The organism is Flagellimonas crocea (genome assembly GCF_033441595.1).
Lineage (GTDB): Bacteria > Bacteroidota > Bacteroidia > Flavobacteriales > Flavobacteriaceae > Flagellimonas > Flagellimonas crocea.
The window spans coordinates 157,155-170,716 of record NZ_JAUZVX010000005.1 but is presented as its reverse complement, the minus strand read 5'-3'; the positions used below and the strand labels follow the sequence as shown (position 1 = coordinate 170,716).

Sequence of the window (13,562 nt, the reverse complement as noted above, 5' to 3'; positions counted from 1 at the left end):
TTTTGTCAAATAAAAATGTATTTTTGATAAAATGTTTTTTTGATGACCCGATCAGAGGAAAATTATTTAAAGACGATATTTCATTTGGGCGGTGGCGATGCCAAGTCCATTACCACCAATGCCATTGCCGAGCAGATGGAGACCAAACCATCCTCCGTGACCGATATGGCCAAGAAATTATCGGAAAAGGGATTGGTGGATTATGTCCGATATCAGGGCGTTTCTTTAACAAATGCAGGAATAAAAACCGCCTTGTCCATTATTAGAAAGCACCGATTGTGGGAGGTTTTCTTGGTAGAAAAATTAGATTTTACTTGGGATGAAGTGCACGAAGTGGCCGAACAACTGGAACACATCAAAAGTGAAAAGTTGATCGATAAGCTCGATGAACTTCTTGATTTTCCCAAATACGATCCACATGGGGACCCCATTCCAACCAAGGATGGGAAGTTTCAGGAACGGGATGAAAAATTGCTCAGCGAAATGCCCATCAATTCCAAAGGAATATGTGTTGGGGTAAAAGATTCTTCGGTACCCTTTCTTAAGTTTTTGGACAAGAACAATATTGCCTTGGGGAACACGATTCAAGTAATCGACAAAGAAGATTTTGATAATTCCCTCCGCATTCAATTGGAAGGCAAGGAAATGCGCATATCACACCAAATAGCAGCTAACCTTTACGTAAAAAAGAACGATTGATGGAACAAGTAATACAGTATTTTCAAGAAATAGACCCCGTATTGGCCGCATTGTATGCGACGCTTTTTACTTGGGGTTTAACGGCTGCGGGCGCAGGACTGGTTTTTTTGTTCAAAAGCCCGAATCGTGCCCTGATGGATGGCATGTTGGGCTTTACCGGAGGGGTTATGGTCGCCGCCAGTTTTTGGAGTTTGTTGGCGCCTGGCATTGAAATGAGTCCTGGCGACGGTTTTGTTAAAGTGATTCCAGCAGCCGTTGGGTTTTTAACGGGTGCTGCCTTTATTTTTGGACTTGATAAAATTTTGCCCCATGTCCATATCAATTTCAAAATAGACGAAGCGGAGGGAGTAAAGACACCCTGGCACCGCACCACGCTATTGGTCTTGGCCATTACCTTGCACAATATCCCCGAAGGATTGGCCGTCGGCGTTCTTTTTGGAGGTGTAGCCTCAGGTTTTGAAGGTGCTACCATTGGTGGTGCCGTTGCTTTGGCCTTGGGTATCGGTCTGCAAAACTTTCCAGAAGGTTTTGCCGTTGCAGTGCCCATGCGTAGACATGGTCTCAGCCGAAGAAAGAGTTGGATGTACGGTCAAGCCTCTGCTCTGGTGGAACCTATTGCTGGTGTTTTGGGCGCTTGGGCCGTATTGACATTTGAACCCATTCTTCCATACGCGCTTTCGTTTGCTGCGGGTGCGATGATCTTTGTGGTTGTGGAAGAAGTGATTCCCGAAACACAACAAGACAAATACACCGATATCGCCACAATGGGTTTTATCGGCGGATTCATTATTATGATGACCTTGGACGTAGGCCTGGGGTAGGTTCTTATCCCCCGATCAGATCAAAGACGCCCTTGGTCAGGAACTGGTCTGTTTCCTTCAGTTCGTTAGAGATGATCTCGGTATACCCGTCAAAGGTGCCGCCCTGTTTTACAGCTACCCTATCAAAAGTGTAGCCCCCGTCTTTTTTTGCTATCAATTTAAGCACGTAGTGGTTGCCTTCTGATTCGATTATGGCCTCTTCGGGCAATGACCAAGTTTTGATGGTATCCGTCATGATCATGGCATCCACGAACATACCTGGAAGAAAGGTTCCTTCTTCGTGCTCCAAGTGTCCGTGGACTTTTATGGTTCGTTTGGCGTTGTCAATGGAAGTGCCCACCAAATGCACCTCTGCATTAAAGGCCTCTTCGGATGCCTCTGGAATCCTAAACTGGATCTTTTGTCCCTTCTTCACTTTTAGAATGTCCTTTTCAAAGACCGTGAGTTCCAGGTGCACATGTTCGTTGTCGACGATTTCCAATATTTCGGTGGCAGGTGAGACATAGCTTCCCTTGGCCACGTTCATTTTTGTGACGCTGCCCGAAATCGGGGCGTAAATTGAAGCTTGGGATGAGATAATTCCTTTTTCCACATTGCTGGGCGAGATGTTGAGCATTCGCAGTTGCTCCCCTAAACCTTGATAACGGGCTTGGGCCGTTTGGTAATTGCTCTTGGCCTGAAGAAGATTCTTTTGGGAAGCGATCTGTTCATCAAAAAGGGTCTGGTTCCGTTCAAACTCCGCTTTCAAAAAGTCCAGTTGGTTGAATACCTCGAGATATTCCTGTTGCATTTGCACAAATTCCTGGTTTTCCAAGACCACCAAAAGCTGTCCTTTTTTTACTTTGTCCCCGATCAGAAGCGATGTCTGTTTCACAAAACCGCCCATAAAGGCCGAGACACTGGCTCGGTTTTCTGGCGGAACATCTATCATACCAGAGGTTTCCACCATTTTAGGGAAGGTTCTTTTCTCCATCGTACCCATTGTTAGGTTGTTGGTATCGAATTGATCTTGCGAGACCACGATCCCTGTTTCTTCCTCCTGTTCTTCGGAAGCTGATGCTTCGCTGTTCTTATTGCCGCAGCCCATCAATAGAAGGAAAACAGCGGCGAATTGAAGTATATGTTTCATGGTTATAATGTTATTGTCAAGTAATTAATGGCGATTACGGTTTGATTGTATTGGTTGAGCACATCCAAATAATTGAGTTGGATGTCGTAGGCGTTTTCCAAACTTTGGATGTACTGGAAAAAGTCGATTTCCCCATTTTGAAAGTTTCCTGCGGCCGCTTTCAAAATTTGATCGGAAAGTAGACCACCTTCGTCCTCGTAATAGGAGAGTTCCTTGGCCTGTTGCTCCAGTTGTCCCAACAGTGTTTTATAGCGCTGGTTCATGGCAACGGAAATTTCGGTGTTTTCCATCTCCGTGATCTTGGTCTGTATCTTGGATGATTTTAGCTTGCTACTGTGACCAAAGAAGAAAATTGGGACACGGACACCCAATTGAATTCCGTAAAGTGAAGTCCCTAGCCCACCGTTTGTCCCTTGGAAATATTCAAGGTTCAGGTCGGGCAACAATTTGTTTTCCTCCAAACTCTTTTTGGCATTGCTCAACTCTTGCCGATGGTCCAAAAAGGAGGTTTCCGTATCCAACATTCCTTGAACATTTACTACCGTTAATTTTTCTGGTTTTTCATCCACAATCTGCAAACTGTCCTCACTTTGCACCAAACTAACGATCTGACCATAAGTGGTCAACATCTGTTGCTTTATCTTGGAGTAGGTGTTGGCAATCTGCCGTTGCTTGGCCGTGGCCGTTACCTTTTCCAGATAGTTGGTCTCGCCAAGCTCAAAACGCCTGTTGGCCGCATGGGCAAATTTGCTGTAAATACTATCCAGCGTACTGTAAAGCTTTGCTTTTTGATTCAATGTCTGGTATTGATAGTATGCATTGCTCAGCGATTGGTACAGTTGCTTCTTCTGTATCTCAAACGATGATTTTTGTAGCTCATAATTCGATTTTTGAAGCCTGTTCTTGGCCCCGTACACTGTCGGGAACTCAAATTGTTGCTGTGCACCAAAAACCTTTAATGGTTCCCCATTTAGCGCCAAGTTGTTTTCATCATACTGGTAGTAGATAGCTGTTTTGTCAAATTCAAAAGCGGTTCCCTTAAGGGTTTCCGCCTGATCTACCAATAAAGACCCTGCTTGGATGCCCTTATTGTTTTCCAAGGAAAGGGCCATCAAATCTTCCAGATCCAATTTGGTTTGAGAGAATCCCGAAGCAGTCACTAAAAGCAATAGCACAGTCAGTGCATTTTTGTTCATTTTGCGTTCTCTTCTTTTTCTCATTCCGCGGAATTTAATGTTATGGGTATATGCATATAAAACGGGCAAAACCACCAAGGTGAGCATGGTGGCCGTTACCAATCCGCCAATAACTACCGTGGCAAGGGGGCGTTGCACCTCGGCGCCTGCATTGGTGGATACGGCCATGGGCAAGAAACCTAAAGCAGCTGCGGAAGCCGTCAACAATACGGCACGTAGTCTATCCTTGGTACCTTGCTTGATGAGGTCTTCCATGGAATCAAAATCTTTTCCTTTGAGTTCCTTGAAATGCTCTATCAATACAATTCCGTTCAACACGGCAATACCGAATAAGGCTATAAATCCAACACCCGCGGAGATACTAAATGGCATATCCCGAAGCCAAAGCAAGAGGATACCTCCCACTGCGGAAAGTGGAATTGCGGAGAAAATAAGCAAAGCTTCCTTGACCGAGCCGAACGCAAAATAGAGCATGATGAAGATGAGCAACAACGCAATGGGCACGGCAATCATCAATCTTGCTTTTGCATTTTGAAGGTTTTCGAACTGGCCGCCGTAGGTAATGGTATAGCCTGGCGGTAACGAGATGTTCTCGTTGACCAATAGTTGCACATCGTCAACAACGGATTGAAGGTCACGATTTCTTACGTTGATACCCACAACAATCCGTCGTTTGGTATCATCCCGAGAAATTTTTGCAGCCCCTTTTTGATAAGTGATCTCGGCAAGTTCGCTCATCGGGATTTTTCCGCCATTGGGAATATCCACATAAAGGTTTCTGAGGTTGGAAATATCCTGACGATTCTCGGCATCCAACCGAACGGCAAGGTCAAATTGCCGCTCTCCCTCAAATATGCTTCCAACGACCTTACCTGCAAAGCCCATCGAGATCATTTCGTTGAGGTCGGCAATGTTGAGCCCGTGACGTGCAATTTTGGCACGGTCGAAGGCTACGTTCATCTGTGGAAGCCCTTCTACTTTTTCAACAATGATGTCCGAGGCCCCTTCCACATCTTGGATAAGGTCTTTGATCTCGTTGGCCTTTTTGTTCAATATTTCCAGATTCTCCCCAAAAATCTTGATGGCAATATCGGCCCGTACTCCCGTGATCAATTCATTGAAGCGCATTTCAATGGGCTGGGTAAATTCTACTTCCATTCCTGGGATCACGGCTAGAGCTTCCTTGAACTTGTCGGCCAGTTCATCCTTGGTTTCCGCCGAGACCCATTCATCTTTAGGTTTCAGGGAAATGATCACATCGCTCTCCTCCATGGACATGGGGTCGGTGGGTACTTCTGCAGCACCGATACGGCTTACCACTTGTTTCACCTCAGGAAATTGATCTAGGAGGATTTTTTCGATTTTGGTGGTCGTCTCCACGGTCTTTGCCAAGGATGTCCCCGTTTTTAATACAGGTTGAATCACAAAATCACCCTCGTCCAGAGTCGGCACAAATTCCCCACCCATTGAGGAGAACAGCAAAATGGCTCCGACCAACAAAGCCGCAGCGATGGAAAGCACCAATTTTTTGCTTTTCATGGCCCATTCGATAACGGGCTCGTATTGCTTGTTGATCCAGTTGACCAAACGAACGGATATGTTCTTGGAAGATTCTTTGGATGGTTTCAAAAATAGGGCAGATGCAACGGGCACATAGGTAAAGCACAATAAAACGGCGCCCAAAAGAGCAAAACTGAAGGTAAGTGCCATAGGCTTGAACATTTTGCCTTCCACACCGCTGAGTGATAGGATAGGGATGAAAACAATCAAAATAATGAGCTGTCCAAATACGGCGGAGTTCATCATTTTGGTGGCTCCCTCCACAGTTATTTTATCCTTCATGGTTTGAGTAGCTTCCTTACCCAGATTGGCAAGCTCGGTTTGGCGCCGTGTAATCTGAAACGCAATGTACTCGACAATAATCACCGCTCCGTCTATAATGATACCAAAGTCGATGGCCCCAAGGCTCAACAAGTTGGCATCGACCCCAAAAGTGTTCATCAAGGTGAGGGCAAACAGGAGGCAAAGAGGAATTACTGAAGCTACTACAAGCCCTGACCGCCAGTTGCCCAAGAGCAACACCACCACGAAAATCACAATCAAGCAACCCAATACCAAGTTTTCTGTAACGGTGAAGGTTGTTCTTCCGATAAGTTCGCTACGGTCCAAAAATGGGTTGATGTAAACCCCTTCGGGTAGCGATTCCGAGATGGCTGCCACTCGTTCTTTTACTGCTTCGATAACGCGTTTGGAATCGGCATCCTTGAGCATCATTATCTGGCCGAGCACTTTTTCGCCCTCTCCATTTCCAGTGATGGCCCCAAAACGGGGCGCGCTTCCAAAACCAACTTTGGCCACATCCTTGATATAAATGGGGATGCTGTTCCTTGTGGTCACGACAATATCCTCGATGTCCTTAAGGCTGCTCACCAAACCTTCCCCACGAATAAAATAGGCTTGGTTCACTTTTTCGATATAACCTCCGCCAGTAACATTGTTATTTTTTTCCAATGCGGTAAAAATCTCCCTTGCGGTAATATTGAAAGCGTTAAGCTTTTGGGTTTGGATGGCCACTTCGTACTGCTTGAGGTGTCCTCCCCAAGTATTTACCTCGACCACACCTGGAATACCCGAAAGCTGACGTTTTACGATCCAATCTTGGATGGTGCGCAGCTCGGTGGAAGAGTACTGGTCTTTATACTTGGGTTTAACATCCAATACGTATTGATAAATCTCCCCCAATCCTGTGGTGATAGGGCCCATTTCGGGGGTTCCAAAACCTTCGGGGATTCGGCTGGATGCTGATTTTATTTTTTCGGCAATGAGCTGTCTTGGCAGATAGGTACCCATGTCGTCCTCAAAGACAATGGTGACTACCGATAGGCCGAATTTGGAAACCGACCTTATTTCCTTTACACCGGGAAGGTTCGCCATTTCCAACTCAACGGGATAGGTGACGAACTTTTCCATATCCTGTGTGGAAAGTCGATTTGATGTGGTTAAAACCTGTACTTGGTTATTGGTGACATCGGGCACAGCTCCGATAGGTATTTGTGATAGCGAATAGAGGCCGACAAAGGCGATAAACGCGGTGAACAAAAGAACAATAAACTTGTTCTTTATGCTAAAGTTTATAATTTTTGAAAACATGATTCATAGAGAATGATAGCATTATTAAATAGAATAAAGCTTGAGAAAAGTGTCCAGCTAGGCTGAAATACTATGAATTATGCTTGTTTTGGCGGTTGAAAAGGACCATCTCCCCATACTAGGGAATAAGAAAATTGATAATGGAAATTTCCTTTGACAACCAAAGGAATCTCAGAATAGGAATTGATAAAATTATCCGCTCCAAGAACAAAAACATGCGGTTGCGAACAATGGGTTTGATGCTGAAAAGGCAGTTTTTCGTGCTCTTTTTGTTCTTCTTGGTGTTTTTCGCTGTGCTCGGCTTTGAGTTCTCCGTAGTGTTTGGAAACAAAGACCATAAAGTCATCACCATACTCCTCGTTGTGGAATTGGTAGTGCTCAATAAGCTGCCCAAGTTCTGCCAAATCCTTAAAATGAATGTTGGCTCCTTGGAGCAGAATGAGGAAGGATATCCCTATGATAACTATTTTATTCATCCTGAAGTATCAAAATTACGAATTAAACAGGCTTTACGACAATAGGCATCATAATTTGTAATGAATTTAAATTCTCCTTAAAAATTTTTCGAGATAAATAAAAACATGCCCTTTTTGAGGGCATGTTTTTATCGAACTTGATTGTTGAAATCCTTTTATTTGGAACTTATAGGTTCCATTCCTTCTTTTTGAAGGACCGAATTTATTTTGGGCAGTTTGTTTTTCAATGCGCTGTTCAGTTTGGCCATGTGAGTCTCCAATTCGGCAACAAGTTCATCGTATACCACATAAGCGGCATCCGTGGGTCTGGCGTCCCCGTTTTCAATACTTCTCTGCAGGGCATTGAACCTATTGTTCAATTTGATGGGGAAGTTCAAAGGATCTTGTCCTGATTGGTTTTTGGTTTGATAAAGATCATTCTCTATTTCGGTCAAGGTCTCCATGAAATCTTCAGTTAGCTTTGTGAACTTTCTACTGGAAATCCCCTTGCCCAAACTATCGATCTGTTTGCGGATGCTTCTTATTTGTATCACCGCTTCGTTGGCGATGGTCGCTTTCTTGGTGATTTTGGACGCCAATTCAAATTGCTTTTGAAGGTCTTCCGCTGTAATCCCTTTCAAGTTGGGATCCATTTCAATTTTAAACGGATAGCTTTTGATGACCTCTTCACCGACTTTCATTTGTACGGTGTAGTTTCCTAAAGGAGCTTTAGGTCCTGTTGTAGCCGAAGCCCCCCAAATAATGATGCCATCAAAAGTAGTGGGCCCAGGATACCTCAAGTTCCAAGTAAAAGTGTTTATGCCTTTTGCCGTAGTGGGCTTGGTACTGCTATAACGGCTCCACCAGGAAGATTCGCCAGAATCTTCATATTTTGGTTTGTTGCCGCCAAACGATTCGATGAGGTTATTGTTCGCATCGAAAATAGAAAAGGTTACTGTATCCACCTCTTTTTCCAAATAGTACTGGAAATTGGCGTTGTAAATACCTCTAATGGCATCGGAGGGTTTGAACAAGACATTTTTTTCACTTTTTAAATCTTCTGAATACTCCCTAAAAGGCTGAATGTCGTCCAAGATCCAAAATCCTCTGCCATGGGAGCCCAAAACCACATCGTTGTCCTTGATCACCAAATCCCTGATCGGGGTATCGGGCAAGTTCAATTGAAGCGACTGCCATTCGGCACCATCGTTTATGGAGAAATATACTCCGTGTTCGGTAGCCAAAAACAGTAGTCCTTCTCTTTTATGGTCTTCACGGATCGCCCTGGCAAAGTGACCATCTTTAATTCCTGTAATGATCTTGGTCCAGGTTTTTCCGTAATCATGTGTTTTAAAAACGTAGGGAGCTCTGTCATCCACTTGGTATCTGTTGGCGGCCACGTACAAAGTTCCAGGGTTATGGATGGATTCCTCGATAATGCTGACCCTTGAATATTTCGGTAAGTCTTCGGGTGTAATATCTTCCCAGTTTTCACCACCATCCCTAGTAATGTGAATCTTTCCATCATCGGAGCCTGCCCAAATGGTATTGATATCGTGATTGGAAGGAGCCAAAGCAAACACCGTTGCATAAATCTCAGGTCCGTTCATGTCCATTGTCAAAATACCTCCCGTCTTGCCCAAGGTTTCTGGGTCGGCATAGGTTAGGTCTGGACTTATTTTTTCCCATGTTTGGCCGTCGTTTGTTGTTTTCCAAACGTGTTGGGAGCAGGTGTACATTACATTGGGATCCTTGGGAGCGAACATAATGGGAAACGTCCATTGCCATCTTTCTGGAAGAGCGCTGGCAGGTTCACCAGAGAAGAATCGGGGATATACCTGAATGTCCCGCGTTTGGCCATTGCTTCGGTCATACCTTGTCAAAAGTGCTCCTTGGCTTCCTGCATAAAAAATATCGGGGTTGGTCGGACTTTGTGTGATCCAACCACTTTCCCCGCCACCGACGGCGTAGTACCATTCAGAACTTGGCCCCCTAGCTTGCATAAAGTCCCATCCTTCGCTTGGCATGGCCAAGGTAGAGTTGTCCTGCTGGGCACCTGCCACGTGATACGGAACATCGCTAGTGGCCATTACATGATAAAACTGTGAGGTTGGATAGTCCTGTTCGGTCCAGGTTTTTCCTCCGTTGATGCTTACCACACCACCTCCGTCATTGGAACTGATCATTCTATCAGGGTCGTTTGGGTCGATCCACAGATCATGGTTGTCGCTATGCGGGGTGTTTATTCTTTCATCAAATGTTTTTCCGCCATCGGTGGATTTAAAGAAACCGACATTTAGGCCATACACCACATCTTTGTCTTTGGGGTCGGCGTAGATTCTGGAATAGTAAAAAGCACGTTGTCTCAGTTTACGTTCGTTGTTGGTGAGTTCCCACGTTTTGCCAGCGTCATCGGAACGGAAAACCCCACCTTCATTGGCCTCTACAATGGCCCAAACCCTGTTAGAATCTGCAGGGGAAACGGTTACCCCAATTTTACCGATCGGGCCTTCGGGCATCCCTGGATTTTCGGTGAGGTCTGTCCAGGTTTCACCACCATCTGTGGACTTCCAAAGTTTACTATCTGGACCACCGCCCCACATTTTCCATGCTTTACGGTACACTTGCCATGTGCTGGCGTACAACACATCGGGATTATTTCGGTCTATGATCAAATCGGCAGCACCTGCTTTATCGCTGATATAGAGTACTTTTTTCCATGTTTCGCCTCCGTCAACGGATTTAAAAACTCCGCGTTCCTCGTTTTCCCCGTAGGGGTGTCCCAACGCGGCCACGTAGACAATATCTTCGTTCGTCGGGTCCACTCGAACCCTGGAAATGGCTTGGGTTTCTTCCAGGCCTAGATGTTTCCAAGTTTTTCCGCCATCTGTTGTTTTGTAAACACCGTCACCCTGGGTGATGCTTCCGCGCAGCTGGGTTTCTCCCATTCCGATATAAACCACATCTGGGTTGGTTTCGGCCACCGCTACGGCGCCTACGGATGAACTGGTAATTTGGCCATCGGTCACACATTTCCATGTGTTTCCTCCATCGATGGTCTTCCACAGACCGCCTCCAGTGGCTCCAAAATAATATTCGTTGGGTCGGGAAGGGCTTCCTGAAGCCCCTAAGCTTCTACCGCCACGGTTCGGGCCAATGTTCCGCCATTCAAAACCGCTGTAAAAGCTGGTGTCAATGGTAATAGGTGATGCATTTTGTGCGTAAATAAATAAGGTTGAAAAAAACATGGAAAGTAATGTCCATGTCTTCAGGGAGGTTGTTGGCATTCTCATGATGTCAAGGTTGGTTATGAGTAGTTAGAATAAAGATTACAAGTTACTCAAACTTTTTGACATGGATGAGAGGTTAATTACAGTTCAGGATCATCAAAGTTAACCCCAGGCGGATTAAAAAGACCCCAGCGATCCAACGTATAGTTCCATGGGTCAAAAGTCTGTACCCATTCGGCAAACAAGATTCGGAATTCCTCAATTTCCTGCCGTAACAACTCAAGGTATTCCGTATGTTTGAAGCCCCACATTTCTAAACCTGAGCAACCTGTTTGAATCTCTCGGCCAGCCTTTCTAATAATGGTTGCATTCTCCATTCGGATGCCATAAAGGTCACCTCCTTCGGCGCCAGCAATTTTCGGGCAAATGAGCATGGCATCATTACGCAATTGCTCGGCATGGTGCCGTAACAAACCTAACTCCGTTTCTGGGAGGGATGCATATTCTTCTTCATCATTGGCCAGTGAGGCTATTTTATCGGCTAAATCGAAAATAATCCATCCTTTTTTGTAGAGAGGCATTTTTTCAAATTCATCACTGCTTTTGTTTAGGTCATCATCGTCTTCGAACATTTTTCAATGATTTAATTGTTCCAAGATAACCCCATAATCGTGTTGCAAGTCTTCATGCAGTAATGGGATTTTCTTTTTGATGTATTCCAATTGACGGTTATACAAATTCATCAATGTGGTATTTCTGTTGATGGAAGGACGGAATGATTTCAACTTTTCACAGAAATACAGCAACAGTTCCACTTCGGTAGCCTTATTCCCTGAATACCGAATATATTTTTTGATGGTGCGAAGTATTTTCCGAACACTTTTTTTGATGTAGAAATAACTGTTCACGTTGATGTCGGCGAACATGGCATCCACCTCTTCTTTTACGGTTTCAATGTATCCTTCCTCGCTGTCTGATTCGAACAGCAAATAGGTGAGGAGTTCCTTGTTTTCTTTTTTGAAACGTGCCAAACGAAGGCAAAGCTCAAGGACTTCGTCCTGCGACTTGAATTTGAGTTCTTTTTTGAGTTGTGCTACGGTGGCGGCCTTCATATAATCAACTTCTTAGGTATGATGCCCCGTTAACATCGATGATGGTTCCAGAGGAGTAAGCGGCCTCGGAGGATGCAAGAAACAATATCGCATGGGCCACCTCTTCGGGCTGTGCCATACGTTTAAAAGGGGATTCGCGCAACAGGTTTTCCCGCTCGGCAGGGGTAAGGGTCTCTTTGGCCATTTCGGTTTCGGTGAATCCAGGGGCGACCACTCCGACATAAATGTGGTGAGGTGCTAATTTTTTGGCCAGTGACTGACTCATGGAATTCAATGCAGCTTTGCTGGCCCCATATGCAGGTTTGGTGGGTTCTCCGCGAAAAGCCCCGCGTGAAGATACGCTTACAATATGCCCGCCACCTGTTTTCATCATGGCCTTGGCTCCCCAATAGCATAGATTGGCCACGGCAAATAAGTTGGTTTCAAAGGTTTTTTCCCAGGCGTTCGTCCAATGATCAAAATCAACTTGGTCTATTTCATGAAAAATGGAAATGCCCGCATTGTTCACTAAAACGTCCAGTTGTCCATAGGCTTTTACAAAATCAGTAATAAGAGCTTCCGTTTCAGATTTTTGGGAAATGTCTCTTTTAAAAAGTTGATGCCCTTCCCCGGGTAATTCTGATAAAGTTTGATGGGCCACTTCATCATTACTGCGATAATTGATGCCCACTTTGGCTCCTTTTTTGGCAAAGGCCATGGCGGTTGCCTTGCCGATACCTCGTGAGGCACCTGTGACCAATACGTTTTTGTTGTTGAAATTCATAGGCTTACTTGGGTGATGTAAACAATTCGAGTTTTGATTTTTTAAAGATAAAAAGATAGGGCACAATATTGGATGGATTTCAATGTTGTTCTATTAATTATGTTTCTTTGTGGTCGACACTCTTTTTGAACACAAGGAATTTCGAGAAATACTATGAAATCAAAAAAAAGACATTGGTTGTGGAATGTTCTCATCATTCTGACCGTGGCGCTATGTGTTTTCGCCTTTGTGGAACACTATAAAAACTGGCACAAAATAGAGGATGGAAACCTAAAGATCTACTCGGGGATCTACTATCAAAAAATACCTTTAATGGAATTGGACAGCGTGGTTTGGGTGGAGAAATTGCCCGAAATGGAGCGATCCAATGGTTTTTCTTGGATGGAAAAGGAAAAAGGGGTTTTCAAGGACTCCGTTACCAATGCCAAAGTCTATGTTTTTGTGGACGACCTCTATCAACAAAAAATAAAAGTGGTGCACCACGATTCCCTTAAAATGTATGTAAATCTTCAGGACAGTCTTAAAACAGAGGAATTATTTGCAATTTTACAGACTGAATTGATGAACAACCAAGAAACCGCCAGAGGAACCAATAAATAGATATGAAAACTTTTATTTTTTTATTGTTGTTGCCCGTGATAGGCCTTTCTCAGAATACACTTTCCATACAGGTCAACAACGTGGAGTCCGCAAAGGGCAAGGTAAGTGTGGCCGTTTATGATTCCGACGAAGCTTTTTTGTCCTTTGATCATGTATTGAAGACGAACAGTGTAGTGGCCCACCAAGGAAGTGTGATGATGCATATTACCGATCTTCCTGCGGGCGAGTATGCATTGGCCATTTTCCATGATGAGAACAATAATGGAAAACTGGATACCAATTGGTTGGGGATTCCAAAGGAAAAGGTGGCTTTTTCCAGGGGCAAGATGAAAACGTTCGGTCCGCCCAAGTTCAAGGAATGTGCCTTTAAGATGAGCTCCGATCACGAAATTCATATAGATCTTTAA

The 13,562-nt window shown here is 44.6% G+C and carries 11 protein-coding genes; 4 read left to right on the top strand and 7 right to left on the bottom strand.

What is annotated here, in order from left to right:
- Nucleotides 1-42: 42 nt before the first annotated feature.
- Both SD449_RS17100 and SD449_RS17095 read left to right on the top strand, forming a co-directional pair.
- On the top strand, nucleotides 43-699 hold the full coding sequence (locus SD449_RS17100; protein WP_318312300.1) for a metal-dependent transcriptional regulator: 657 nt from the start codon (nucleotides 43-45) through the stop codon (nucleotides 697-699).
- The gene (locus SD449_RS17095) at nucleotides 699-1,520 is read left to right on the top strand and encodes a ZIP family metal transporter (RefSeq protein WP_318312298.1); all 822 of its coding nucleotides are present in this window, start codon (nucleotides 699-701) and stop codon (nucleotides 1,518-1,520) included. The genes SD449_RS17100 and SD449_RS17095 overlap by 1 nt, the downstream gene beginning before the upstream one ends.
- Nucleotides 1,521-1,524: 4 nt before the next feature.
- On the opposite strand, the gene SD449_RS17090 is transcribed toward SD449_RS17095, so the two are convergent.
- The 7 genes from SD449_RS17090 to SD449_RS17060 form a co-directional block, all read right to left on the bottom strand.
- Nucleotides 1,525-2,649, bottom strand: coding sequence for an efflux RND transporter periplasmic adaptor subunit (locus tag SD449_RS17090; RefSeq protein ID WP_318312296.1), 1,125 nt, complete (start codon nucleotides 2,647-2,649; stop codon nucleotides 1,525-1,527).
- 2 nt (nucleotides 2,650-2,651) lie between these two features.
- A complete protein-coding gene (locus SD449_RS17085; protein ID WP_318312295.1) occupies nucleotides 2,652-6,995 on the bottom strand; it encodes a CusA/CzcA family heavy metal efflux RND transporter in 4,344 nt (1,447 codons plus the stop codon).
- Between the two features lie 77 nt (nucleotides 6,996-7,072).
- A complete protein-coding gene (locus tag SD449_RS17080; protein ID WP_318312293.1) occupies nucleotides 7,073-7,471 on the bottom strand; it encodes a hypothetical protein in 399 nt (132 codons plus the stop codon).
- Between the two features lie 155 nt (nucleotides 7,472-7,626).
- Nucleotides 7,627-10,743: a VPS10 domain-containing protein gene (locus SD449_RS17075; RefSeq protein ID WP_318312292.1), complete on the bottom strand. Its 3,117-nt coding sequence runs from the start codon at nucleotides 10,741-10,743 to the stop codon at nucleotides 7,627-7,629.
- Nucleotides 10,744-10,820: 77 nt separating this feature from the next.
- On the bottom strand, nucleotides 10,821-11,312 hold the full coding sequence (locus SD449_RS17070) for a hypothetical protein (RefSeq protein WP_318312290.1): 492 nt from the start codon (nucleotides 11,310-11,312) through the stop codon (nucleotides 10,821-10,823).
- A 3-nt stretch (nucleotides 11,313-11,315) separates the two neighbouring features.
- Nucleotides 11,316-11,792, bottom strand: a complete 477-nt coding sequence (locus tag SD449_RS17065; RefSeq protein WP_318312289.1) for a hypothetical protein — start codon at nucleotides 11,790-11,792, stop codon at nucleotides 11,316-11,318.
- Nucleotides 11,793-11,796: 4 nt separating this feature from the next.
- Complete coding sequence (locus SD449_RS17060) at nucleotides 11,797-12,555, bottom strand: SDR family NAD(P)-dependent oxidoreductase (protein WP_225605836.1); 759 nt, start codon at nucleotides 12,553-12,555, stop codon at nucleotides 11,797-11,799.
- A 153-nt stretch (nucleotides 12,556-12,708) separates the two neighbouring features.
- Here SD449_RS17060 and SD449_RS17055 point away from each other — a divergent pair, with 153 nt between their 5' ends.
- Both SD449_RS17055 and SD449_RS17050 read left to right on the top strand, forming a co-directional pair.
- Entirely contained in the window at nucleotides 12,709-13,155 is a 447-nt protein-coding gene (locus tag SD449_RS17055; RefSeq protein WP_318312287.1) for a hypothetical protein, read from the top strand.
- Between the two features lie 2 nt (nucleotides 13,156-13,157).
- Complete coding sequence (locus tag SD449_RS17050; RefSeq protein ID WP_318312285.1) at nucleotides 13,158-13,562, top strand: DUF2141 domain-containing protein; 405 nt, start codon at nucleotides 13,158-13,160, stop codon at nucleotides 13,560-13,562.

Excerpts from the sequence above, each read along its gene's own strand:
- SD449_RS17100 (WP_318312300.1), top strand. The coding sequence starts at position 43 with ATGACCCGATCAGAGGAAAATTATTTAAAGACGATATTTCATTTGGGC.
- SD449_RS17050 (WP_318312285.1), top strand. The coding sequence starts at position 13,158 with ATGAAAACTTTTATTTTTTTATTGTTGTTGCCCGTGATAGGCCTTTCT.
- SD449_RS17060 (WP_225605836.1), bottom strand. The coding sequence starts at position 12,555 with ATGAATTTCAACAACAAAAACGTATTGGTCACAGGTGCCTCACGAGGT.
- SD449_RS17080 (WP_318312293.1), bottom strand. The coding sequence starts at position 7,471 with ATGAATAAAATAGTTATCATAGGGATATCCTTCCTCATTCTGCTCCAA.
- SD449_RS17055 (WP_318312287.1), top strand. The coding sequence starts at position 12,709 with ATGAAATCAAAAAAAAGACATTGGTTGTGGAATGTTCTCATCATTCTG.
- SD449_RS17065 (WP_318312289.1), bottom strand. The coding sequence starts at position 11,792 with ATGAAGGCCGCCACCGTAGCACAACTCAAAAAAGAACTCAAATTCAAG.
- SD449_RS17070 (WP_318312290.1), bottom strand. The coding sequence starts at position 11,312 with ATGTTCGAAGACGATGATGACCTAAACAAAAGCAGTGATGAATTTGAA.
- SD449_RS17090 (WP_318312296.1), bottom strand. The coding sequence starts at position 2,649 with ATGAAACATATACTTCAATTCGCCGCTGTTTTCCTTCTATTGATGGGC.
- SD449_RS17085 (WP_318312295.1), bottom strand. The coding sequence starts at position 6,995 with ATGTTTTCAAAAATTATAAACTTTAGCATAAAGAACAAGTTTATTGTT.
- SD449_RS17075 (WP_318312292.1), bottom strand. The coding sequence starts at position 10,743 with ATGAGAATGCCAACAACCTCCCTGAAGACATGGACATTACTTTCCATG.
- SD449_RS17095 (WP_318312298.1), top strand. The coding sequence starts at position 699 with ATGGAACAAGTAATACAGTATTTTCAAGAAATAGACCCCGTATTGGCC.